At 61.4% G+C, this 24307-nt stretch carries 20 protein-coding genes; 11 read left to right on the top strand and 9 right to left on the bottom strand.

The window, feature by feature from the left end; genetic code table 11:
• Positions 1–359 precede the first annotated feature (359 nt).
• From EXR36_05605 to EXR36_05620, 4 genes are all read right to left on the bottom strand, one after another.
• Entirely contained in the window at positions 360–701 is a 342-nt protein-coding gene (locus tag EXR36_05605) for a hypothetical protein (GenBank protein MSQ59119.1), read from the bottom strand.
• Complete coding sequence (locus EXR36_05610) at positions 698–2023, bottom strand: DUF1446 domain-containing protein (protein MSQ59120.1); 1326 nt, start codon at positions 2021–2023, stop codon at positions 698–700. The genes EXR36_05605 and EXR36_05610 overlap by 4 nt, the downstream gene beginning before the upstream one ends.
• 229 nt (positions 2024–2252) lie before the next feature.
• Positions 2253–3011 carry an amidohydrolase gene (locus tag EXR36_05615; protein ID MSQ59121.1) on the bottom strand — a complete coding sequence of 253 codons (759 nt, stop codon included), beginning with the start codon at positions 3009–3011 and terminating at the stop codon, positions 2253–2255.
• Entirely contained in the window at positions 2992–3783 is a 792-nt protein-coding gene (locus EXR36_05620; protein ID MSQ59122.1) for a dioxygenase, read from the bottom strand. Before EXR36_05620 ends, EXR36_05615 begins: the two co-directional genes overlap by 20 nt.
• A 121-nt stretch (positions 3784–3904) precedes the next feature.
• On the opposite strand from EXR36_05620, the gene EXR36_05625 reads away from it, so the two are divergent.
• The 4 genes from EXR36_05625 to EXR36_05640 all read left to right on the top strand — a co-directional run bounded on the left by EXR36_05625 (position 3905) and on the right by EXR36_05640 (position 8415).
• Entirely contained in the window at positions 3905–5266 is a 1362-nt protein-coding gene (locus EXR36_05625) for a TolC family protein (protein MSQ59123.1), read from the top strand.
• Positions 5267–5327: 61 nt separating this feature from the next.
• Positions 5328–6464: an efflux RND transporter periplasmic adaptor subunit gene (locus tag EXR36_05630; GenBank protein ID MSQ59124.1), complete on the top strand. Its 1137-nt coding sequence runs from the start codon at positions 5328–5330 to the stop codon at positions 6462–6464.
• The gene (locus EXR36_05635) at positions 6464–7198 is read left to right on the top strand and encodes an ABC transporter ATP-binding protein (GenBank protein ID MSQ59125.1); all 735 of its coding nucleotides are present in this window, start codon (positions 6464–6466) and stop codon (positions 7196–7198) included. The genes EXR36_05630 and EXR36_05635 overlap by 1 nt, the downstream gene beginning before the upstream one ends.
• Positions 7195–8415, top strand: coding sequence for an FtsX-like permease family protein (locus EXR36_05640; protein MSQ59126.1), 1221 nt, complete (start codon positions 7195–7197; stop codon positions 8413–8415). The genes EXR36_05635 and EXR36_05640 overlap by 4 nt, the downstream gene beginning before the upstream one ends.
• On the opposite strand, the gene EXR36_05645 is transcribed toward EXR36_05640, so the two are convergent.
• On the bottom strand, positions 8384–11194 hold the full coding sequence (locus EXR36_05645; protein MSQ59127.1) for a bifunctional diguanylate cyclase/phosphodiesterase: 2811 nt from the start codon (positions 11192–11194) through the stop codon (positions 8384–8386). The two genes, EXR36_05640 and EXR36_05645, sit on opposite strands and share 32 nt — an antisense overlap.
• A 268-nt stretch (positions 11195–11462) precedes the next feature.
• Here EXR36_05645 and EXR36_05650 point away from each other — a divergent pair, with 268 nt between their 5' ends.
• The gene (locus EXR36_05650) at positions 11463–14792 is read left to right on the top strand and encodes a helicase SNF2 (GenBank protein MSQ59128.1); all 3330 of its coding nucleotides are present in this window, start codon (positions 11463–11465) and stop codon (positions 14790–14792) included.
• 383 nt (positions 14793–15175) lie between these two features.
• On the opposite strand, the gene EXR36_05655 is transcribed toward EXR36_05650, so the two are convergent.
• The 4 genes from EXR36_05655 to EXR36_05670 form a co-directional block, all read right to left on the bottom strand.
• Positions 15176–16627: a bifunctional 2-methylcitrate dehydratase/aconitate hydratase gene (locus tag EXR36_05655; protein MSQ59129.1), complete on the bottom strand. Its 1452-nt coding sequence runs from the start codon at positions 16625–16627 to the stop codon at positions 15176–15178.
• Between the two features lie 102 nt (positions 16628–16729).
• Positions 16730–17887 (bottom strand): 2-methylcitrate synthase, encoded by a 1158-nt coding sequence (locus EXR36_05660; GenBank protein MSQ59130.1) that lies wholly within the window; start codon positions 17885–17887, stop codon positions 16730–16732.
• Between the two features lie 7 nt (positions 17888–17894).
• Positions 17895–18776, bottom strand: a complete 882-nt coding sequence (gene prpB, locus EXR36_05665) for a methylisocitrate lyase (GenBank protein MSQ59131.1) — start codon at positions 18774–18776, stop codon at positions 17895–17897.
• Position 18777: 1 nt separating this feature from the next.
• On the bottom strand, positions 18778–19761 hold the full coding sequence (locus EXR36_05670; GenBank protein MSQ59132.1) for a malate dehydrogenase: 984 nt from the start codon (positions 19759–19761) through the stop codon (positions 18778–18780).
• A gap of 190 nt (positions 19762–19951) precedes the next feature.
• Between EXR36_05670 and EXR36_05675 the strand changes: the two genes are divergently transcribed.
• The 6 genes from EXR36_05675 (at position 19952) to EXR36_05700 (ending at position 24252) form a co-directional block, all read left to right on the top strand.
• Entirely contained in the window at positions 19952–20686 is a 735-nt protein-coding gene (locus tag EXR36_05675) for a GntR family transcriptional regulator (GenBank protein MSQ59133.1), read from the top strand.
• A 45-nt stretch (positions 20687–20731) separates the two neighbouring features.
• Positions 20732–21106 carry a succinate dehydrogenase, cytochrome b556 subunit gene (gene sdhC, locus EXR36_05680; GenBank protein MSQ59134.1) on the top strand — a complete coding sequence of 125 codons (375 nt, stop codon included), beginning with the start codon at positions 20732–20734 and terminating at the stop codon, positions 21104–21106.
• A complete protein-coding gene (gene sdhD / locus EXR36_05685) occupies positions 21100–21450 on the top strand; it encodes a succinate dehydrogenase, hydrophobic membrane anchor protein (protein MSQ59135.1) in 351 nt (116 codons plus the stop codon). The genes sdhC and sdhD overlap by 7 nt, the downstream gene beginning before the upstream one ends.
• The gene (locus EXR36_05690) at positions 21451–23214 is read left to right on the top strand and encodes a succinate dehydrogenase flavoprotein subunit (GenBank protein ID MSQ59136.1); all 1764 of its coding nucleotides are present in this window, start codon (positions 21451–21453) and stop codon (positions 23212–23214) included.
• A gap of 94 nt (positions 23215–23308) precedes the next feature.
• Positions 23309–24004, top strand: a complete 696-nt coding sequence (locus EXR36_05695; GenBank protein MSQ59137.1) for a succinate dehydrogenase iron-sulfur subunit — start codon at positions 23309–23311, stop codon at positions 24002–24004.
• A gap of 56 nt (positions 24005–24060) precedes the next feature.
• Positions 24061–24252, top strand: coding sequence for a succinate dehydrogenase assembly factor 2 (locus tag EXR36_05700; GenBank protein MSQ59138.1), 192 nt, complete (start codon positions 24061–24063; stop codon positions 24250–24252).
• The last annotated feature ends 55 nt before the right edge of the window (positions 24253–24307 follow it).

Genomic DNA, 24307 nt, shown 5'->3' on the forward strand with positions numbered 1-24307 from the left:
ATGCATTCCCCGAAGGCTTTGCGACTCTACGCCATTCAGCGGGGCCTAACATGTAATCACTGGAAAGCGTCCGCGTTATAACACGGACGCTTTCCGTCTATCACGCAATCCCTAGCACCGTGTGGCATCTCGGAAACCACCTCTTTGAGCATACAGACAGCTACCCAATCAATGCCTTGCAAAAGCGCCCTTGCAGGGAACGTGGGGATCCGGTCGCGTTCCGGCGTGCGGGATAGGCGGCCAAGTTCCGCATTTTCTCTGCACCGGGGAGTCCGCCGAGATTATCGGATTTTCTCGCTCGGTTTGCCGTAGGGCCGATGTACTTCGATGGCTGCTGTGTTCGGCAGTCTTCTCGCTGCTCATTCCTGCTCCTCCATAGGCAACGGGAGTTCGAGCAGCAGCGCCGCCGCGGCTTTCTGCCAGTGCAAGCCTGCATGCAGCGAGGCCTGTACGCCGCCGGGCAATGCGCGCGGAGCCACGAATTTGAGCGCGCGCAGCTTCGGCAACTCGTGGCGCTCCACCGGGCTGGGCGCCACGCGCGCCAGCGCATCCGTGACACGCTCCACGGAAAGAAACCGGGAGAGGAGGGCGTAGTCCTTTTCGTTGTACGCGACGATGGTCAGATCGAGCACATCGCCCTTGTCGCCGGAGCGTCCCGTGGCAATGCTGCCGACGCGCTTTGCGCTTACAGAGTGCGTCACTCGTGGCCCCATTCGATATGCGTGGGTACGCGCTCGCGCGGGATGAATCCGGTGATCGATTCGATGCGCGGGCGCCGCTCGCTGCGTACGCTGCCGCAGGCGGCTGGTCCGGAGATTGTGAGCGTGTAAACCTCATCCTCAACCATTTGGGCGATCTGCGCATCATCGCAGCGTGCCGAGACATGCACACGCAATTCCGGGGGTTCCGCGGCGAGCGGAAGCGATGCGGCGCCCAGGACCGAATTCACGCCCACGAGGTCGATGCGCAGATCGGATTCGTTCATCTCGCGCGTGAGACGCAGGCGCAATATCTCGGCGGCATTGCGGGCACGCGCGAGCGCGCCGGTTCCCGCGAAGGCGATCTCGATATCCGCCACCAACCCCCGGCGCGCGAGAAAGCCGATGACCTTGAGGCGTTCTGGCCGTGCGAGCGCGCGGGCACCGGTCATGCGCACGCGATTCGGGCCGGTCTGCTCGAACTCGATGCCGGAGAAATCCAGCACCGCGTCCGGCGTGATGTAGGCGCGCGGATCATGCACCTCGTAGAGCAGTTGCAGCGTGCAACCGGCCACATTGATGCGTCCCGGCTCGCCATCGAGCAGCCGGATGAGCGCTGAACCATCGCGTTGCAGTTCGCCCACCGGGTAGCCGATGCGAGCATATTCCTCGGGTGTCAAATCGGGAACGCCAGGTTCGCTCAAATTTCCCCCGGAAAGCTGCCCGGAACATTCGAGCAGGTGGCCAAGGGTCAATGCGCCCGCAAGTGCCGCGTGCTCAAGTCCAATGGCGTGCACGGGCGCGGCCGCGAACAGCGATGAATCGGCTACCCGGCCGGTGATGACGACATCCGCACCCGCCGCCAGGGCCTCCACCATGGGATCGATACCCAGATAGGCGTGTGCCCCGATCCATTCGCCGCCCGCCGTGGGCTCCATCCATTCGATCTCGCCCACCCGGTTGGCCAGGTCATCGCCCACGACTCCCGCGACGCGCAGATCGCCAGCGCCGGCTTCTGCCGCCAGCTTGCGGACTGCGCGAGCCGCCGCCGCGGGGTTCGCGGCACCGAGGTTCGACAGCACGCGGCAACGCTTGCCTGTGGCCGCAAGCAGCGGCGCCAGGCGCCGGCGCAGTCGCGGGTCATAACCGGTCTGCGCATTCGCCTGGCGATTGCGAAGTGCGGCGATCAGCGTGCGCTCGGCGAGGCACTCCAGCGCGATGGCATCGACGGTGCCAGAGCGCGCCATGTTCACCGCGGGTTCGATGCGATCTCCCGCGAAGCCGGCGCCGGAGCCGATCACATAGGTTGTGGGTGGATTGCTCATCCAAGCGCTAACACTGATTAAGCGCGTTCGCCCTGATCGTGAGCCTGTCGAACGATCGTAGGGCGGTCCTGGCAACGCGCCGATGTTTACGAGACCTCCCGTTCATGGTTCGACAAGCTCACGACGAACGGAATACGTGATCAGCGATTCCCTAGAATAGTTTTTCTGCATTCTTGTAAGCGATTTGTTCCGCGACCTCGGCTGGTAATTGGCCAAGCCAATGGCGGGCTTACTGTGCCAGGGCCGGGACTTGCGGCCAGCGAAAGGGCATCCAGGTATCGCTGCCGTAGAGGAAGCGGTCCGGGAAGCGCAGGAGCAACGCTTTCCATTCCGGGTCGATGCTCCCGCCCGTGGCGAGATCGCGATACGACAAATCCGCCCACAACGCGGGATAGCGCGCCATGAATTCTCCAATCTCCTTGGGCGGTGTGCTCATGCCGGCGTGGGCCCAAATGATCCTGGCCTTGGGGTTGAAGGAAAACAGTAAGGCTATGGCCTGCGCATCGCTGTGGGCGTGAAGATGGAGATTGCGCGTAACGGCGAGGTCCACGAGCTGGCGCATCACGGGCGTATCCACCTCATGGCCGTTTACGTGAAACTCCCCAATGCCACGATAAATTCCCCGTTGCAGTTCCTGTTCAAGGAAGGGAATCAATTCCGGGTCCTTGAACCACACCGATCGCTCGGCCGGCCAAGTCTCCAAACTCTTGGTTTTTCGGTATACCCGTAGCTCGGGAACAAACCGTTCCGGTGCGTGGTTGTAGAGCTTGAGAGTACCCTCGATGGGCGTGGAGGAGAGCAACGCTTTCTTCACGCCTGCCCGGTCGAGCAACTCGATCACGGCCTGCGGCGGATATTCCGCCCAGGCATTGCCGCTGTAATGCAGATGGGCATCGAAGAGCGGAAGTTCCCCTGCTAGCGCAGGGGAACTTAGTATCGAGGCGATAAGGAAATATTTCAGCATGGTCTCAATGAAAAATGTAAGCATCCATGGCGAGCATGCCGTAGATCACTTCGTCGACCAAGCGCTCCACTTGGCGCGATTCGCCGTTAGCGCCCATGGCAATGAACAGCGGTAGCAAATGCTCGTCCTCGGGATGCGCCCGCGCGGCGTTGGGTGCCAGCCGCCGGTAATCCATTAGTTCCTCCAAGTTGCGCGCGCCGATCCGGCGCGCGAACCACTCCTGAAATTCGGTGACGTAGGGTTGCGGCGGGCTGTCGAAGCGTTTGCCGCGAAACTCGCTCAGGTTGTGCGTCATGCTGCCCGAGCCGATGATGAGCACGTTCTCATCGCGCAAGGGCGCCAGCGCGCGGCCCACGTGAACCTGGTAGCTTGGATCGCGCTGCGATTGCAGCGAGAGTTGCGCCGCCGGAATGTCCGCCTCGGGAAACAGGAAGCGCAACGGAGACCAGGCGCCATGGTCCAGTCCGCGCATGGGATCGCTTGCGCAGGGAATTCCCGCCGCTTGTAGTAATTCGGTCACGCGCTGTGCCATGGCGGGCGCGCCGGATGCTGGGTAACGTAGCTCATAGAGCGGTGCCGGAAAGCCGTGGAAATCGTGGATGGTTTGCGGGCGGACCGCGCTGCTCACCACCGCCGATGGGGAATCCCAGTGAGGCGAGATAATGAGTATGGATGAGGGCCGTGGCAGGCGCTTGCCCAAGGCGCTCAAGGCCGCGCCCGCAGCGCCGGGCTCAAGCGCCATGGTGGGGGCGCCGTGGGAGACAAATAGAGTGGGTTGCCTAAGTGTGGGTTGCATAATAGTGTGTTGGGCAAATATGCCGAACCAAAATACAGATGAGCAAGTCTAGTGCAGAACTCGCCTATGTGCACCTTCAGTTCATCAAGGCCCGGCCGTGATCTGCTAACCTGCGCCATACATGGACTCGCCAAAGCGTTTTCGAAGAGCATCTAAATTATTTCTCATATTGGTTGCCGCCGTTTTTTCCGTAAACGCCGTGATCCATGCTGCGCAGCCCTTGCCTTGCCCGAGCGCGCCGGCCGCCGGGTCGGTCCTGGCGCTTGCGCAGACCATCGATATCGCCCTGTGCAACAACCCGCGCACCCGCCAATCGTGGATCGCGGCCAAGGTTTCCGCAACCCAGGCGGAGCTGGCGAGAGTGCCCTACCGCCCGCAAGTCACGGGGAACGCCGGTCTTGATCGCTCGGAGACGAGAAACGTCTCCAATCCGGGCGGCGCGACGGATCTCTCGGCGGTGCTCACTCTGAGTTACCTGCTGCTGGATTTCGGCGGGCGCGAGGCCGGCTTGCGGCAGGCACAAGAAGCCTTGACGGCGGCCAATTGGACGCACAGCGCCACGGTGCAGACAGTGATCCTCGGCGCCGTCACCGCGTATTACCAACTGGCCGGTGCGTCGGAAGCACTCCAGTCCGCGCGCGCCGCCGAGCAATCGAGCATGCAAAACTTGGAAGTCGCGCGTGCGCGATTGAAGGCCGGTACCGCCACCCGCGCCGATGTGTTGCAGGCCCAAACGGCGAACTCGCAAGACCGCTTGAATCGCGTCCAATCGGAAGGCGATCTGGCCAATGCGCAAGGCGTGCTGGCGAGCGCGCTGGGAGTGCCGGTGGATCTGGATCTGAAGGTCGTGGCATCGCGGGACTTCGGCGCGGGGGAAGTAGCCGAGCAAAACGTGCCATCCTTGCTCGCCATGGCGAAACAACAGCGGCCCGATCTGGCGGCGGCTCAGGCGCAGATACGCGCTGCCCGCGAGAACGTTAGGATTCAGGAAAGCGCGGGCCGGCCGGTGCTCTCGCTATCGGGTTCCCTAGGTGCCACGCAATCCGCGCCGGGCTCCGATCCTCGCACTGGGGCCGTGGGTTTGTCGCTGAGCGTACCACTCTATACGGGCAAGCGTACGGCCTACCAGAAGTTGCTGGCGGAACAGCAACTAGAAGCCCAGATCGCGGCCACGGACCGCTTGGGGCAAGACGCGGCCCTCGAAGTATGGCGCGCCTATCAAGACTTGCGCACCCAGCGTCAGTCGGTAATGAGCGCGGAGGACTTGGCCAGCAGCGCGCAGGAGTCCTATAACGTGGCGCTGGGGCGGTACAAATCCGGCGTGGGAACGGTGACGGATTTGCTCAACGCCCAAGCTACCCTGGCCAACGCCAACCAGCAAGACATCCAAGCGCGTTACCGGTGGAATTTGGCCAAGTCTTCCCTGGCGCGAGCCTTGGGAATTCTCGACCGCTCCATGTTCGATACCGCCAACACCAGGTGAGCAAGAATTGAATAAGAGACTGCGGTATTACCTGGCGCGACTGGGAGTCCTGGCGTTGGTGATGGGCGCGGCATACATCGCATGGAATTATTGGCGGGCCAGTAATGAAAAATCCATCGAGGAGCGCTACCGTTTCGAAGAGGTGCGCCGCGCGGATTTACTGCAATCGGTCACCGCCAATGGCACGCTCAATCCCCTCACGCTGGTGAGCGTGGGCACGCAAGTGTCCGGTACCGTCGTGGCCTTGCGCGCGGACTTCAACGACAAGGTGGCGCAAGGCCAGACGTTGCTGGAACTCGATGCCACCACGTTTCGCGCGGCGGTGGAGCAAAGCAGCGGGGAAGTGTCCAACATGCGCTCCCAACTCAAGCTGGCCATGGCGGAGGAAGCACGCATGCACCAGCTCTTCTCCCAGGAGTATGTCTCGCGGCAAGAGCTGGAGCGTGCCATACAAGGACGCGAAACCGCGCAGGCTTTGCTGCGCACGGCCCTGGGAAAACTCGCTCGCGACAACGCCAACCTCGCCTACACCGTGATACGTTCCCCGGTATCCGGCGTGGTGGTATCGCGCGAAGTGGACGTTGGCCAGACCGTGGCGGCGAGTTTTCAAACGCCCACCTTGTTCAAGATCGCGAAGGATCTTTCCGTCATGCGGGTGGATTCCAACGTGGCGGAGGCCGACGTGGGCAAGATCCGCGTGGGGCAGGGCGTGCGCTTGACGGTGGATGCCTTCCCCGAGCATAAGTTCGAGGGCGAGGTGCAGCAAATCCGCCTGAACCCCATCACCCAGCAAAACGTGGTGACCTATAACGTGGTGGTGCACGTGCAGAACAAGGATTTGAAGTTGATGCCGGGCATGACCGCCTACCTCAACGTGCAGATCGAGAAGCGCGCGAACGCCCTGCTCGTGCCCAACGCGGCCTTGCGCTTCAAGCCAAGTGCCAAGGAGCGTACCGAGCCGCGTAAGCGCGAAGGCTCCAATCCCGCGGAAAAGCCGCGCGGGCGCCCCACTACTGTCCATGTCTTGCGCCTAGGCAAGCTGGTGCCAGTAACGCTCGCCATCGGCATCGCGGATAGCCGCTTCAGCGAGGTGTTGTCGGGGGATATCGGCGAAGGCGAGCAAGTGGTGGTGGAAGAATTACTCAGCGAACCCAGCGCTGGCGGCGCACCCCAACCCTTCCGCATGCGCGTCTTCTGATGCAGGCGCAGTTGCACCCCGTGGTGCGCGCCGAAGGCGTGCACAAGCAATACGACACGGACGCCGGGCCGCAACCCGTATTGAGGGATGTGAATCTCACCATCATCCCCGGGGAATTCGTGGCCCTGATGGGTCCCTCGGGTTCCGGCAAGACCACCTTCATGAACATTCTGGGGTGCCTCGATACGCCCACGCAAGGACGTTACTGGTTGGATGGCCAGGACACCGCGTCCTTGACTCACGACCGCATGGCCGGCCTTAGAAACCGCTTCATCGGCTTCGTGTTTCAAGGGTTCAACTTGCTCCCCAGAGTGAACTTGCGGGATAACGTGGCCTTACCGCTGCTTTACTCCGGCATGCCGCGCGTAGAGCGCCAGTTGATAGCGGTGCAAATGCTCAAGCGCGTGGGGCTGGAGCGTTACGCCGAGTATTTTCCCAACCACATTTCCGGCGGCCAGCAGCAAAGGGTTGCCATCGCCCGTGCCTTGGCCAACTCGCCGAAATTGCTCTTGGCCGACGAGCCCACGGGTAACCTCGATACGCACACCAGCGGTGAGATCATGGATCTGTTCACGGAACTCAACGCCAGCATGGGATTGAGCGTGGTGTTGGTTACCCACGAAGCGGACATCGCCCGCCGCGCCCGGCGCCTGGTGAATTTCGTGGACGGGCGCATCGCCTACGACGGGCCCAAGGAGGAATTCGTGCGCAGGATGGAATGGGCGCGGGCATGATCTTCAGCCTACTGCGCGAAGCGCTGCGCAGCATGGCGGGAAACCGCATGCGCACCTTCCTCACCATGCTGGGACTGGTGATCGGCGTGGGCGCGGTGGTGTTGATGGCGGCCATCGGCGCGGGCGCCCAAAGCCAAGTGGAACTCGCTATCCAGAGCATGGGAAGCAATTTGTTCATCGTGCTTCCCGGTTCCTCGACGGCCAGCGGAGTACGCAGCGGCAGCGGCGGTGCGAGCACCCTAACGGGAGCCGATGCCCAGGCCATCGCGGAACTCCCCGCGGTGGCGGCGGTGGCGCCGCTCTTTCCTGGGTCTGGCCAAGTGGTTTACGGGGCGGCCAACTGGAGCACCCAAGTGCTGGGAGTGACGCCGTCGTATTTCGAGGTGCGCGGCTGGCGCATCGAACAAGGCTATGCCTTCGCCGATACGGATTTGCGCGCCATGGCCAGGGTGGCCTTGTTGGGGGGGACGGTGGCGCGCCAGTTATTCGGCGAGGAATCGCCCGTGGGTAAGACCGTTCGCATTCGCAACGCACCCTTCACCGTCGTGGGCACCTTGGCGGCGAAGGGGCAAAGCTTCGACGGGCGCGACCAGGACGACACCGTGCTGGTGCCACTCACCACCGCGCGGCGCAAACTCTTCGGCTCGCCATTTCCCGACGCCGTGCGCATGATCATGGTGCAAGCGGTTTCCGGTGACACGATGGCGAGTGCCGAACGCTCCATGGGTGGGCTGTTACGCGAGCGTCATCGCATCCCCCCGCAAGGAGAGCCCGATTTCATGATCCGAAATTTGAGCGCGGCGGCCGATGTTCAGGCGCAAACCACGAAGGTCATGTCCATGATGCTGGGCGCGGTCGCCTCCATCTCGCTGGTGGTCGGAGGCATAGGCATTATGAACATCATGCTGGTGTCGGTGACGGAGCGCACGCGCGAAATTGGAATACGCATGGCCGTGGGCGCGCGCAGGCGCGACGTACTCCTTCAGTTCCTGCTGGAAGCGCTGGTGGTGTCCGTGATGGGTGGCGTGATCGGCGTGGGGCTGGGCATTGGTTGCGCTTATCTGGTGAGCCAGACCGCGGGCACCTTCGTGGTGGTGACGCTCGCCTCGGTGGCGCTTGCCTTCGCCGTGGCGGCGGCGGTGGGCGTGTTCTTCGGTTTTTATCCCGCGCGCAAGGCGTCCCTGCTCAAGCCAATCGAAGCCCTTCGATATCAGTGACCGAGGGTTGCGGAAGCTTCTTGAGGTAGCGGGAGAGGAACTCCTCCGGGGGAATGGGCGCGGTGGCGAGGAACCCCTGATAATTATCGCAGCGCAGTTCTCTTAGTGCCTGTAACTGAGGTTCGCTTTCCACGCCTTCGGCGGTCACGGTCAATCCCAGGCTGCGCGCCAATGCGATGATGGCGCGCACGATGGCTGTCGCGTCGCTGCTGTCCTCGATACCCTCAATGAAAGACCGGTCGATCTTGATGGCGTGAATGGGAAGGTAGCGTAGGTAACTCATGCAGGAATAGCCGGTGCCGAAGTCGTCGATAGTGATCTTTGCCCAGGCGGCCGCCAAATTCCATAGGACCCCGGCTTCGCGCTGCTCCTGCTCGTGGGCCAGCATGGATTCGGTGATTTCGAATTCGAGGAGTTTGCCATCCAAGCCGCCTGCCACCAACAGGTTCTCGAAATGATCGAGCAAGGCCTTGCCATGGGCGAACTGCCGGGCCGATACGTTGACCGCGATGCGCGGCACATCGAATCCCTGGTCTATCCAGGTACGGATTTTTTCGCAGGTTTTGCGCAAGACTTGCTCGCCCATGGGGATGATGAGCCAGGTTTCCTCCGCGACGCCGATAAAGTCCTTCGGCGGCAACAGGCCGCGCTCGGGGTGTTGCCAGCGCACCAGCACTTCGGCTCCCACCAGAGCCTGCGTTCGCACATCTAATTGCGGTTGAAGCAGAATGAGTAGTTCATCTTGCTCCAAGGCATGGCGAAACTCGCGTTCGAGGATGACTTTTCTGGTGAGGCGGTGGGCAAGCTCCTGGGAAAAGAAACGAATCTGGCCGCGCCCGTAGGCCTTCGCCTGGTACATAGCGGTATCCGCCCGTTGTATTAGGGTAGCGGCATCGCCGCCATCTTCCGGAAACACGGCGATGCCGACACTGGCGCCCGTCAGCAAGGAATGCCAGTCGATGCTTAAGGGCTCGGCCAAGGATGCCGACAGTTTGCTGGCGATGGTACTCACATCCTGGGAATCCTGGACTCCCTTGAGCACGACGACAAATTCGTCGCCACCGAGTCGCGCCACCGTGTCTTCCCTGCGTACGCTGGCTTCGAGGCGGCGCGCCACTTCGCGCAGCAAGTTGTCCCCGGTTTCATGTCCCAAGGTGTCATTGACGTTCTTGAAGCGGTCGAGATCGATGAACAGCACGCCCACTTTGAGGCCTGTGCTCATGGCGTTGTGCAGGCGGTCGTTGAGCAGGGCGCGGTTGGGTAACCCGGTGACCTGGTCGCGCGTGGCCAGGTATTCGCTACGATCCGAAGCAATTTTCATTTGCGTGATATCGCGCCCCGTGCCGCGGTAGCCCACGAAGGCGCCCGCTTCATCGAAGATCGGTTTGCCGTTCACGGAAATCCAACGTGGGGCGCTGGCACTCTTCATCACCAAATCACGAAAGGGTTTGCGCGCCTGGAGGGTTTCCCAGTGCTCCTGCCTCGCTTGCTCGGATTCGAATTCGGCGGCTACCTCGAATCTTGTTTTTCCAAGGAGGTCTTGCACGGGGAGAATGGACTTTTCGGCGGCGTTATCTGGGAAGTAGGTGAAGCGTAAGCCAGCGTCTTGTTCCCAGTAGAAGTCGGAAGACAAGGCGGCCAGATCGCGAAAGCGCTCCTCGCTCTGCCGCAGGGAGCGTTCCGCGCGCTTCTCCTGGGTAACATCGGTACCCGTACCCCGGTAGCCGGTAAATAGCCCCCCGGCGCCGAATAGGGGGTCGCCGTTGATGAGGTAGTAGCGATCCTGCTCACGGTCTCGCAGCAGCAAATCGCGAAAAGGCCGCCGGTTTTCGAGGGTGGTGGCATGCTGTATCTTGGCTTCCTCGCTTTCCCACTCGTAGGACATCTCGAAGCGCGTCTTCCCCAGGTAGGACGAGGATGCCTTGTCGTTATGACTCGCGGCATTGCCGGAGAAGAAGGTGAAGAGCAACCGCTCGTATTGCTCCCAGTACCAGTCGGAGGCGAGCTCGGTGAGATGGCGAAAGCGCTCCTCGGTTTGCTTGAGCGCGCGTTCGTCTCGTTTTTCATGGGTGATCTCGCGGGTAACGCCACGATAGCCGGCGAACTGCCCCTCATCGTCATGGCGGGGTTCTCCGCATACCAGAATCCAGCGGTCGGCCTTGGGATCCCGCAACAGCAGATCGCGAAACGCCAAGCGTTGCTCCAGCATGGCGCGATGCACTTGCTTGGTCTCTTCGCTCTCCCACTCGAAGGGGAGTTCGAAGCGTGTCTTGCCCAGCGAGGCGCCCGGGTCGTGCAGATGGGCGCCCTGATCGAACTTGGAGAAATAGGTAAAACGCAGATTCTCGTCCTGCTCCCAATACCAGTCGGAAGATAGCCTAGCAAGGCCGCGAAAGCGGTCCTCGCTCCAGCGTGCCCGCTGCTGTGCCGCGCGCAGCCTGCTGGCATCGCGCAGCGTTGCCATGACCAGCGCTTGGCCTTTGACCGGGAAGCTGCGCAAACCCACCACTAGACGGCTGCCGTCCTTGCGGGCAAGCGTAATGTCCTTCAAGGTGTCCGCGGAGCCGGACGGCTGCTGGGCGCCACGCTTTCCCGATGTACGGCGCCCCGGTTGGTCGTGTATTAGCACGTCCATGCCCAGGGACAGGAGTTCGTGTCTGGAGTAACCGGTCAATCTCACCGCTTCGTCGTTGACGGCGGTGATCTTTCCAGACGCCTCCGTGAGGAGGACGGCGTCCGGCATCATTTCGATGGCCTCTACGAGGGCGGACAAGCTCATGATTTTTCAGGGGATGATGGCCATGCGTCTGGCTTGTGCTTCGACGGGGGAATGGAGATCGCGCTAAAGGGGGCCGTGTGCATCGAAGCGGTCATGTTCTTGTAACCCTCCGGTTTTCGGCCGCGAATGAGAGGGCTTTAGGCGGGCGTGGAAAAAACGGACTGCAGGGGCCGGTGGGCTCGAAAATCCTAGGGGTATAAGTCCGTGGCAGTCCTCTAGGTGCGCTGGCGGGTCCGTACAATGGCGGGTTTTGGTATCGATCCCCGCCATGACGGCCTACACCCTGCGCGATATAGAGCGAAACCTCGACAGCCGCTTCGTCGAGCGGGGCTCCCAGTACGCGAGGGAAGGGCACGTAAGCGCTCTGAAGCGCGGGGAGCGCCCGGGCTCGCTGACGGCGCGGGTGAAGGGTAACGAGATCCAGCCCTATGAAGTTTCCGTCCTCGTGGTACGAGGTCGCACCGGGGCAAACATTTACGGCGTGTGCAGCTGCCCCATGCACATCAACTGCAAGCACGTGGCGGCGGCGCTGCTCGCGCACTTAAATGGTAGCGCCGAGCCCGCCCGGCCCAAAGCGGCACCGGCGCCCGCGGCGCGCCCGCGTGCCCCCGCACCCGTACGCAAGGAAATGTCCCCGGCCTTGCAATCTTGGCTGGATCTTACGGCGCGCACGGCGGCCCCCGAGGTTCCCACCGAGCAATATGCGCCGGGCACCATTCACCGGCTGCTCTATGTCCTGAAAATCCATGAACACTTGGGCGAGCGGCGCCTAGGACTGCGTACCATGATCGCGCGCATCCTCAAATCCGGCGAGTATGGTTCGGCGGCCTCATGGACGAATGTGCAAGGCGCGCTGGAGCGCCCGCCTGCCTTCGTGCTGGCGGACGACTTGCGGGTATTGCGCCAGCTCTTACTCGACGCGCAACGAAGCGTGGATGGAAGTTTCTTTCTGCACGGCGCCAATGGGGCGGACCTGCTTGCGCGCATGCTGGCCACCGGGCGTTGTCATTGGGATTCGCTCAGGGGGCCCGCGCTGAAACTCGCGGGCGAGCGCACGGGAAGCATCGCCTGGGAATTCGATCACCTCGGCACGCAACGCCTGCGCATCGCCACGCAGCCCGCGAGCAACACGTTCCTACCACTTGGACCACCATGGTACGTCGATACCGAGCGCGGCGAGTGCGGCCCCATTGTGCTGGCGGTCCCCATGCATCTGGCGGACTTGCTGGCGCGCACGCCGGAAATACCAATGGACCAGGTGGAGCCCGTGCAATCCTCTCTCGCGGCCCTTCGCATGGGCGCCCACGTCCCCCTCCCGGTCGTTCCCGAGACACAGGACGTGAGCGCGAAGACGATCACGCCTTGCCTGCGTCTGATGTCCCTGGTTACCCATGGCATTTATGGCGCGCGCAATCATCCCTTCGGGGAGCCGCTCGAGGTGGCTACCCTGAGCTTTGACTACGATGGTGTTCCAGTAGCCCGCGACACGCCGGGGTTGGTGACCAGTTTCCGCGACGGCAAGCTGTGGCGCATGAAGCGTGACGCCAAGACGGAAAGGGCCGCCCACCGAGTGCTGGAGCAAGCCGGGTTCGCGAAGGTGTCGTACGCCCTGCGCCATTACACCGGCGCGCACAGGAACGATTACACCATGATGGACCCGGACGATTGGGTAGCCTTCATGGCTTTCGATTTTCCCAGGCTCGAGTCCCAAGGCTGGCGCCTGGAGACAGACGAAAATTTCCGTTTTCGCGTGGCGCGGGTGTCTGATTGGTCGGCGCGAATCGAGACATCGGGCCAGGATTGGTTCGACTTTCATCTCGAAGCCGATATCGATGGTAAGCGCTCCGACTTGCTGCCCATCGTGTTGGCCGCTCTACGCGACGATGCGGACTTGGCCCTCACGCTGAACGATCCCAAAACCGCCGCGGACCAGCAGATCATCCTTACGCTAGACGATGGTCGTTTGTTCCCCGCGCCCGTCGCGCGCTTGCGTGGCATCTTGGCCATCGTGCACGAGTTGCTCGACAAGGACAGTGACACGGCGCGGCTACCACGATTGGACGCGGCGCGCTTGGCACATCTGGAAGCATCCACCGATCTGCGCTGGCAAGGCGGCGAGGACCTGCGCGCGCTGGGGCGGCGGCTTGCGCACTTCGAGCGCATCGCCCAGGTGGCCGCGCCGCCTGGTTTTGGGGCGTCACTACGCGCCTACCAGAGCGATGGCCTGTCGTGGATTGGGTTTTTGCGCGAGTTCGGTATCAACGGAATTCTCGCCGACGACATGGGCCTGGGCAAGACCGTGCAGGCACTTGCCCACGTGCTGCTGGAAAAGCAGAGCGGGCGCTTGGACCGGCCGGTGCTCGTAATTTCGCCCACCAGCGTGCTGCCCAACTGGCGCGCCGAGGCCCAGCGCTTCGCGCCGCAACTGCGCGTGCACGTCTCCCACGGATTGGACCGTAAGGCCGCCTTTGGCCAGTTCGCGAATGCCGACGTGGTGCTCACCACCTATCCCTTGCTCGCCCGCGACAAGGATGTCCTGCTCAAACAACCATTCCACTTGGTGATCCTCGACGAAGCCCAACTCATCAAGAACGCACAGACCCAGGCGGCGCGCATCGCCGGCCAGTTGAATGCGCGCCACCGCCTGTGCATGACGGGAACGCCCCTGGAAAATCATCTGGGCGAACTATGGTCGTTGTTCCACTTCCTGATGCCAGGGTTTCTCGGGGACGAGAAAACCTTTCGCCGCACCTATCGCACTCCCATCGAGAAGCACGGCGACGAATTCAGAAGGCAAAGCCTCGCCCGGCGCATCCGCCCTTTCATCTTGCGCCGCACGAAGGAGCAAGTGGCCGCCGAATTGCCGCCCAAGAGCGAGATCCTGCGCAGCGTGGAATTCGGGGGGGCGCAGCGGGACCTCTACGAAGCCGTGCGAGTCAGCTTGCACGAGAAAGTGCGCGCCGAAATTCAAGCGCGCGGATTCGCGCAGAGCCACATCATCGTGCTCGATGCGCTTCTCAAGTTGCGCCAAATCTGTTGCGACCCGCGCTTGCTCAAGATCGACGCAGCCAAGAAAGTGAGGGACTCCGCCAAACTGCAAATGCTCATGGAGATGCTGCCGGAGCTGATCGATGAGGGCCGCAGCGTGCTGCTGTTCTCCCAGTTCACCAGCATGCTCGCTCTGATCGAAGAGCGACTCAAGGCGCTTGGCATTCGCTACGTAAAGCTCACGGGCGACACCCGCAACCGCGAGCAACCGGTAAAGGCCTTCCAAAACGGCGAGGTGAAGTTGTTCCTCATCAGCCTGAAGGCCGGCGGCACCGGCTTGAATCTTACCGCCGCCGACACGGTGATTCATTACGACCCGTGGTGGAACCCCGCGGTGGAAAACCAAGCTACCGACCGCGCGCACCGCATCGGGCAAGACAAACCGGTGTTCGTCTACAAACTCATTGTCGCCGGCAGCGTGGAAGAAAAGATCACGGCCATGCAGAAGAACAAGGCGGCACTGGCCGCGAGCTTGCTGGACGGCGCCCAGAAGGGCGGGACCGCCCTGAGTGCCGAGGACATAGCGGCATTGTTCGAGCCGATGGCGTAGGCGTAGAGCGCGGGGAATACGAGTTCAACGAGTATTGAGTCAGTGCGCGGTGCTACAGAAATTTCCGAGTAAACGAGAAAGTTCTTCGGACCGGTTCTCCAGCGTGGCAAAACTGCGGTCACTCTCTTCGATGGTGACGATCCGCGCATGGGGCGGGGGGCTGGACTTCCGACCAAACACCACCTTCGGCTGTCGACGAGCCATCGTCGACCTTGGGCTTGCTCGCGCTCGGTCTTTGTAGTATTTCCTACATGCGCTCGCGCCGACGAAGTGCGCGGAGTGGCTGTGCAGGAGAAGTAGTACAACAAGCATGAGAGCGCCTCGGAGCCCACCGCTCCGAGGCGCAGAGAGTGCGGCTCGTGCGGTCTGAAGAGCTCACCTAGCTAGATCGCCATCATATCGACGAACTCGTTCACCGGGGTGGCATCGAGTTTCTTGGCGTCTAGACAAAGATCCAGGATGGCTTGTTGCTGTTTCGCGGGAAAGCGGCGCGCTAAATTCGTCTTGAATTTTTCCACCAGCACGGGCATGCCTTCCTTGCGGCGGCGTTTGTGGCCGATGGGGTATTCCACCACGATCTCCTTCATCTTCTTGCCGTCCTTGAATTCCACCGTGAGGGCGTTGGCGATGGAGCGCTTCTCGGGGTCGTGATAATCCTTGGTGAATTGCTTGTCTTCCACGCATTCGATCTTGTCGCGCAGCTTGTCGATGCGCGGATCATTGGCGATGTTATCTTCGTAGTCCGGCGCCGTGAGGCGGCCGAAGAGAATCGGCACGGCCACCATGTATTGCACGCAATGATCGCGGTCGGCCGGGTTGTTGAGCGGCCCTTTCTTGTCGATGATGCGGATGCAGGCTTCGTGGGTGCGGATGGTGATTTTCTTGATGTCCTCGGCGCTTTTCTTGAGCTTGGCAAGATCCGCGTGAATCTGCATGGCGGCTTCCACGGCGGTCTGGGAATGGAATTCCGCTGGGAAGGATATCTTGAACAGCACGTTCTCCATCACGTAGGAGCCGTAGGGGCGCTGGAACTTGAAAGCGTTGCCCTTGAACAGCACGTCGTAGAAACCCCAGCCCTTGGCGCTTAGCACGGAGGGATAACCCATCTCGCCGGTCTTGGCGATTAACGCGAGCCGCACGGCGCGGCTGGTGGCATCTCCCGCCGCCCAGCTCTTGCGCGATCCGGTGTTGGGCGTGTGCCGGTAGGTGCGCAATGCTTGCCCATCCACCCAGGCCAAGGACAAGGCGTTGATGATTTCTTCCTTGTTCAAGCCCATCATCTCGGCCACCACGGCGGTAGAGGCGACCTTCACCAACACCACGTGATCCAGGCCCACCTTATTGAAACTGTTCTCCAATGCGATGCAGCCCTGAATTTCGTGGGCCTTGATCATGGCTGTCAACACGTCCTTCACCGTGAAGGGCTTCTTGCCCTTGGCCAGCGCGTTGCGGGAGAGCCAATCGGCGGCGGCGAGAATGCCGCCCAAATTATCCGAGGGATGTCCCCACTCGGCGGCGAGCCAGGTGTCGTTGAAATCCAGCCAGCGGATCATCGTGCCGATGTTGAATGCGGCTTGAATGGGATCAAGTTGAAAGGAAGTGCCAGGCACTTTCGCACCGTTGGGCACCATCGTGCCGGGTACCACCGGCCCAAGAAGCTTGGTGCACGCCGGATATTCGAGCGCTTCGAAGCCGCAGCCCAGCGTATCCATCAAACAGTAACGCGCCGTATCGTAAGCCTCCTGGCTGCGGATCGTATAGTTGGAAACGTAGTGGGCGATGTCGGCGAGAACTTTGTCGGGCTTGGGACGTACGTTTGAGATGTGGGCGGACATTGGGATAGTTGTATGGTTGGTTAGGCGTGAGGCGTCAGGTGTGAGGCGTAACGTCAAAAGCGCGAATCCTGGTTTTACGCCTCACGCCTGACGCCTCACGCCTCACCGGTTTTCAATGGGCACCCACTTCAAATCCTCCGGCCCCGTGTAGTGGGCGCTGGGGCGGATGATCTTGCCGTCGATGCGTTGTTCTATGACGTGGGCGGACCAGCCGGCGGTGCGGCTGATAACGAAGACCGTGGTGAACATGGCGGTGGGCACGCCCATCATGTGGTAGCTGGTGGCACTGTACCAATCCAGGTTGGGGAACATTTTCTTCTCGCGCCACATCACGGTTTCGATGCGCTCGGAAATATCGTAGAGCTTCCTATCGCCGGCATCCTCCGAGAGGATGCGGGCGACTTCCTTGATGACCTTGTTACGTGGGTCGGCGATGGTGTACACGGGATGGCCAAAGCCAATGATGATCTGCTTCTCGGCAATGCGGCGCACGATGTCGGCTTCCGCGCTGCCGGGTGAGTCGTAGCGGCCGATGACATCGAAGGCGAACTCGTTGGCACCGCCATGCTTGGGGCCCTTCAAGGCACCGATGGCACCCGTGATGGCCGAGTACATATCCGAGCCCGTGCCCGCGATTACCCGGGCGGCGAAGGTGGATGCGTTGAATTCGTGCTCCGCGTAGAGGATAAGCGAGGTGTGCATGGCGCGCTCCCACAATAGCGAAGGGGGCCGGCCGTGCAACAAATGCAAGAAGTGCCCGCCCACGGAATCGTCGTCAGTCTCCACCTCGATGCGGCGTCCTGAATGGGAGAAGTGATACCAGTACAGCAACATGGAGCCGAAGCTCGCGATCAGGCGGTCGGCAATATTGCGCGCAATGGCGAGTTTATGATCCTCCGGCTCTGGCAGCACAGCGCCCATGGCCGAGCAGCCCGAGCGCAACACGTCCATGGGATGGGTGTTGGCGGGAATGCATTCGAGGATGTCTTGCACCGTGGCGGGTAATCCGCGCAGCGCTTTCAATTTGCGCTTGTAGCCCGCCAATTCGGCGGAGTTGGGTAGTTTGCCGTGAATGAGCAAGTAGGCCACCTCCTCGAATTGCGCGCTGCTGGCGAAGTCGAGAATGTCGTAACCACGGTAGTGCAAATCGTTACCGGCCAGGCCTACGGTGCACAGCGCGGTGTTTCCGGCCGGTACGCCGGACAGGGCGACGGATTTTTTGGGTTTGGGTGCGGCGGGCGCCGGTGTCTGCGTGCTCATGGGTGTCTCATTTTTCCTTGGCGAAAAGCTGGTCAAGCTTACTTTCGTAATCGTGATAGTCGAGGAAGTCGTAGAGTTCCGCGCGCGTTTGCATGGTGTCCACGACGTTTTTCTGAGTGCCATCGCGGCGCACGCTTTGGTAGACGTTCAGCGCGGCTTTATTCATGGCGCGGAAAGCCGATAGCGGATAGAGCACCAAGCTCACGTTGGCCGAGCGCAGCTCATCCACGGTGAAGAGCGGGGTGCTGCCGAATTCCGTAATGTTCGCCAGCACGGGAACCTTCACCTCACCGGCGAATTGCCGGTACATGCCAAGCTCGGTCATCGCCTCGGGAAAGATCATGTCCGCGCCGGCTTCCACGCAGGCACAGGCGCGGTCCACGGCGGATTGCAGGCCTTCCACGGCGAGCGCATCGGTGCGGGCCATGATGACGAAATCGGGATCGGTGCGCGCATCCACCGCGGCTTTGATGCGGTCCACCATTTCCGCCTGCGAGACGATTTCCTTATTGGGGCGGTGGCCGCAGCGTTTGGCTTGCACCTGGTCTTCGATGTGCATGGCCCCGGCGCCAAATTTTATGAGGGACTTCACCGTACGCGCGATGTTGAAGGCGCCCCCGAAACCGGTATCCACATCCACCAGCAAGGGCAGGGCGCACGCATCGGTAATGCGGCGTACGTCGGTCAGTACGTCGTCCAGCGTGCTGATGCCCAGGTCCGGTAGCCCCAAGGAGCCGGCGGCGACACCTCCGCCAGAGAGGTAAATCGCGCGGTAGCCTGTACGTTGCGCAAGGCGCGCATGGTAAGCGTTAATCGCGCCGATGACTTGCAGTGGTTTTTCGTCGGCAACCGCTTGCCGGAAGCGGGCGCCCGCGGACGCAAGAGTCATGTTATCCGAGCAAATGTTTGACGGCGTCGCGCTCTTCGAGCAATTCCTTGTGAGTGGCCTGCATGCGCGCCTTGCTGAATTCGCTGAGCTCGATGCCCTTCACCACTTCATAGCGACCGCTCTTGCAGGTCACTGGATAACCGTAGATGCATCCTTCGGGAATGCCGTAACTACCATCCGAAGGCACGCCCATGGAAACCCAGTCGCCCGCGCGCGTGCCGCTGACCCAGTCGCGCACATGATCCACGGCGGCGTTGGCCGCGCTGGCGGCGCTCGACAAGCCGCGCGCTTCTATGATGGCGGCCCCGCGCTTTTGCACAACGGGGATGAAATGATTTTCCAACCAACTCTGGTCGTTAATGGCGCCCCAAACTTTTTCGCCATCGGCCTCGGCCTGGAACAAGTCCGGGTATTGCGTGGCGGAGTGGTTACCCCAGATGGTGATCTTGCGAATGCTGGATACGGGTTTGCCTATCTTGCCAGCTACCTGCGAGAGTGCGCGGTTATGATCCAGCCGCATCATGGCGGTGAAGCACTCGCGCCTCAAATCCGGTGCGTTGCGCATGGCGATATAGGCATTGGTGTTGGCCGGGTTACCCACCACCAGTACTTTCACATCTGGCTTGGCCGCCTCGTTGAGGGCCTTGCCTTGGGTGGTGAATATGGCGCCGTTGCTCTCCAGCAAATCCTTGCGCTCCATGCCCTTGGCGCGGGGGCGTGCCCCCACCAGCAATCCGATATCGATATCCCGGAATGCGGTCTTCGGATCATCGGTGATCACGATGCCCTGGAGCAGAGGGAAGGCGCAGTCTTCCAATTCCATCACCACGCCCTTCACGGCGGCCATGGATTGGGGAATATCCAGGAGTTGCAATATGACGGGCTGGCCGGCCCCCAGCATTTCGCCGTTGGCGATACGGAACAACAGGCTATAGCCGATCTGGCCGGCAGCGCCGGTGACCGCTACTCTGACAGGAGCTTTCATGGGGTGATCCCGCTTGATTGAGAGTTAGCTCGTAGCTCCCGCACCAGCGGGCAGCGGGGGCTATCGAGGGCAGATGCGAAACGCGTGATGGTAGCGAACCACCCCTCGGCATGTCAACGACAAGTCCCATGTCTTATATAAGACTGGCGTAGACGAAGCATGGGACAATGTGCTAAATAGCGGTTGCGCCATGAAGCCCCAAAACGATTCCCCCGCCTTCCATCCCATCTACCGCCAGATCAAGGCCTTGATTACGCAAAGCCTGGTGGCGGCCGAGTGGAAGCCAGGCACCATGATCCCCAGCGAGCTGGACTTGGCCAAGCGTTACAACGTGAGCCAAGGCACCGTGCGCAAGGCGATCAGCGAGCTCGCGGAGGAAAAGCTGCTCGTCCGTTATCAGGGACGGGGCACTTTCGTGGCCTCCCATGCCGAGGAGCGCGTGCAATTTCCCTTCTTGCGCATCACGCCGGACCAGGGAGAACTCGCGAGCCTGAGTGCTACGTTGACCGGCTTGGAACGCCTACGGGCCGATGCGCGCTGCGCGCAGGCGCTGCGGATCAAGCGCGGCGCTTCCGTGTTTCGGCTCATAAGACGCCTGGCGCTGAACGGCAATGACGTGTGTTTCGAGGAGGTGCACCTGCCAGCGGTGTTGTTCAAAGGCCTGTCCGAAGCGCTGGTGGAACGCCATGAGTGCATGCTCTATAGCATGTTCGAAGGGGCGTTCGGTGTGCGTGCCCTGCATGCCCATGAGCGCATCCGGGCCGTGGAATCCATGGGCGAGGCGGGACGAGCGCTCAAGGTGGCGCTGGGAACCCCGCTATTGCTGGTGGAGCGCGTGACCACCACCTATTCTGGTATTCCGATGGAATGGCGGATGAGTTACTGCGACACCCGCTTGCATCATTACAGGAACCTCATTAACTGATTGCGCGATCGGGGGCGAACAAAAATGTCCACTAAGAGCGAGCCGATGCCGAAAAAACGGCCCAAGCACCTGAATCTCGTGAAGATCCGGCTACCCTTGCCGGGGGTGATATCCATCATGCACCGGATCAGCGGCGCGGCGCTATTCCTGTTCCTACCCTTGCTGCTGTGCTTGTTTCAATCGAGCGTGAGCACCGAGGCGAGTTATAAGCAGTTCCAGCTAGCGCTGGCGAATCCGCTCCTCAAGCTGCTTTTGATCGCGCTCCTTTGGGGCTTCTTGCATCATTTCTGCGCGGGCATTCGTTATCTGGCGCTGGATGTGCACTGGGGTACGGAGCTCAAGACGGCGCGCGCGACGAGTTGGGCGGTCCTCGCGGTGAGCCTGGTGCTCACCCTCATTCTTGGAGCGCGTATATGGTAGCCGGCAAGGTGGTGGTCGGAGCCCATTACGGTCTGAAGGATTGGCTCGCCCAGCGCGTGACCGCCGTGGTGATGGCGCTCTATTCGCTTTGGATGTTCGGCTTGATACTGGTGTCGCCGCCCAACGATTTCGCGGCCTGGCGCTGGTTGTTCTCCCACTCCGGCATCAAAGCTGCGACCTTCGTCTTTCTCGTCAGTTTGTTCTGGCACGCCTGGATCGGTGTGCGAGACATCTTCATGGATTACATCCAGGACACGTGGCTGCGCCTCTTGCTGCAAGTGCTGGCGATCGTTGCCCTGGTGGGCTATGCCGGCTGGTCCATTCAAATTCTGTGGAGTATCTAGATGGCATTGCCGAAACGAAGCTTCGATGCGGTGATCGTGGGGGCAGGCGGGGCGGGCATGCGAGCCTCGCTGCAACTCGCTGAGGCCGGCTACAAAGTGGCGGTGCTGTCGAAGGTATTCCCCACGCGTTCGCACACGGTGGCCGCCCAAGGCGGAATCGGGGCGGCCCTCGGCAATATGGGAGAGGACAATTGGCTCTGGCATATGTACGACACCATCAAGGGGTCGGACTATCTGGGCGACCAGGATGCCATCGAATTCATGTGCCGCATGGCGCCCCAGGCAGTGATCGAGCTGGAACATTTCGGAATGCCCTTCGACCGCAATGACAATGGCTCCGTCTACCAACGCCCCTTTGGCGGCCATTCGCAGAATTTCGGCGAGCGCCCGGTACAGCGCAGTTGCTGCGCGGCAGACCGCACCGGTCACGCCATGTTGCACACCCTCTATCAAAGAAACGTGCGCGCCAACACCCACTTCCTGGTCGAGTGGATGGCCTTGGATCTCATTCGCGATGCCAGCGGGCAGGTGCTGGGCGTTACGGCCCTGGAGATGGAAACGGGCGAGGTGTACGTACTCCACGCCCGCGCCACCATCTTCGCCACCGGCGGGGCAGGGCGCGTGTTCTCCGCCAGCACGAATGCGTTCATCAACACCGGTGATGGCCTAGGCATGGCGGCGCGGGCCGGCATACCGCTGGAGGATATGGAGTTTTGGCAATTCCATCCCACGGGAGTGGCGGGCGCGGGGGTGCTCATCACCGAAGGCGTGCGCGGGGAGGGCGGTTACCTGCTCAACAAGAACGGCGAGCGCTTCATGGAGCGCTATGCGCCCACCATGAAGGATCTGGCGAGCCGCGACGTGGTGTCGCGCGCCATGGCCACGGAAATCAAGGAAGGCCGCGGCTGCGGGCCGGAAGCCGATTACGTGCTCCTCAAGCTCGACCATCTGGGCGTGGACGTGGTGGAAAAGCGCCTGCCGGGCATCAGGGAAATCGCGAAGAAATTCGCCAATGTCGACCCAGTGAGCGAACCCATCCCCGTGGTGCCCACGGTGCATTACCAGATGGGCGGTATTCCCTCCAACTACCACGGCGAAGTGGTCGCGCCCAAGAACGGCAATCCAGAATCCAAGGTGGCGGGTTTTTACGCCGCCGGGGAATGCGGCTGCGCTTCGGTACATGGCGCCAACCGCCTGGGCACCAATTCCCTCACGGATTTGCTGGTCTTCGGCAAGGCCGCCGGCGATAGCGTAATCAAGTTCCTGCAAGAAAACCCAGGTCTCAAGGATCTACCGGGGAATGCCGCCGAGCGCACGCTGGCGCGCCTCAACCGTCTGGATAACCAGAAAGACGGCGAAAGCGTGCACGAGGTGGGTGCAGCCATGCGCCGCACGATGCAGGCCTATTGCGGCGTATTCCGCTTCCCCGATCTGCTCGAAGACGGGGTGAAGAAGATCAATGAAATCGCCGAGCGGTCTCAACGTACCCAGATCAAGGACAAGAGCAAGGTGTTCAACACCGCGAGAGTCGAAGCCCTTGAACTGGACAACCTCATCGAGGTGGCCGTGGCTTCACTGGTTTGCGCCGAAGCCCGCAAGGAAAGCCGGGGCGCCCACGACCGTGCCGACTACCCCAACCGCGACGACGCGAACTTTCTCAAGCACTCCCTTTGGTACAAGGAGGGTAGCCGCCTGGATTACAAGCCCGTCCATCTCAAACCGCTAACGGCGCAGAGTTTTGAGCCGAAGGTTAGGACCTATTGAATAGGGAGGGGGGAGGAGAGAGGAGGGAGGAGTATCCAGCACCCTCGCCGTTCTCCTCCCGCCTCCATCCTCCCTCCTCTCCTCAAGGAAAACCATGCACTTCCAAATCTACCGCTACGATCCGGACAAGGACGCGGCTCCTTACATGCAGGACTACCAAGTGGAGTTGCAGGAGAGCGATCGCATGCTGCTGGATGCGTTGATTCGTATCAAGACCCTGGACGATACATTGTCCTTGCGGCGCTCCTGCCGGGAAGGGGTGTGCGGGTCCGATGCCATGAATATCAACGGCAAGAACGGGTTGGCATGTATTACCCGCATCGCGGATCTGAAGGAACCGGTGCAAATCCGGCCGCTGCCAGGGTTGCCCGTCATCCGGGATCTGATCGTGGACATGTCCCAGTTCTTCAAGCAATACCACTCGGTCAAGCCGTACGTCGTGAACAACGACCCGCCCCCCGAAACAGAGCGCATGCAAAGCCCGCGGGAGCGCGCGCAGTTGGATGGCCTCTACGAGTGCATCCTATGCGCCTGCTGCACCACGGCTTGCCCGTCTTTCTGGTGGAATCCCGACAAATTCGTGGGCCCGGCGGGGCTGCTGCAAGCCTACCGCTTTCTCGCCGATTCGCGCGACCAGAGCGCCGCCGAGCGCTTGGATAATCTGGAAGATCCCTACCGCTTATTCCGTTGCCATACCATCATGAACTGCGTGGACGTGTGCCCGAAGGGCCTCAATCCCACCAAGGCCATCGGCAAGATCAAGGAGTTGATGGTGAGGCGCGCGGTCTAGCCGTGGAGCCTCTATCCCGCGAATGGGAACGCATCCGCTGGCAGTGCCGGCGCGGAATGCTGGAGGTGGATATCGTGCTCCAGCGCTTTCTCGACCGCCACGCCGAACGATTGGAGGCCGGGCAGTTCATTATTTTCAAGGAAATACTGGAAATTCCAGATAACGATCTCTGGGACTTGATTTCGGGGCGCACGGATACGCCACGGCCGCAATGGCGGGAAGTGATTGGGCTGCTCCGAAACATCTGATCCCAACAGGTATAGTTTCATCTGGCAACAAACGCCGAAGGACATCGCATGAATA

This window comes from Betaproteobacteria bacterium (assembly GCA_009693245.1).
Lineage (GTDB): Bacteria > Pseudomonadota > Gammaproteobacteria > Burkholderiales > SHXO01 > SHXO01.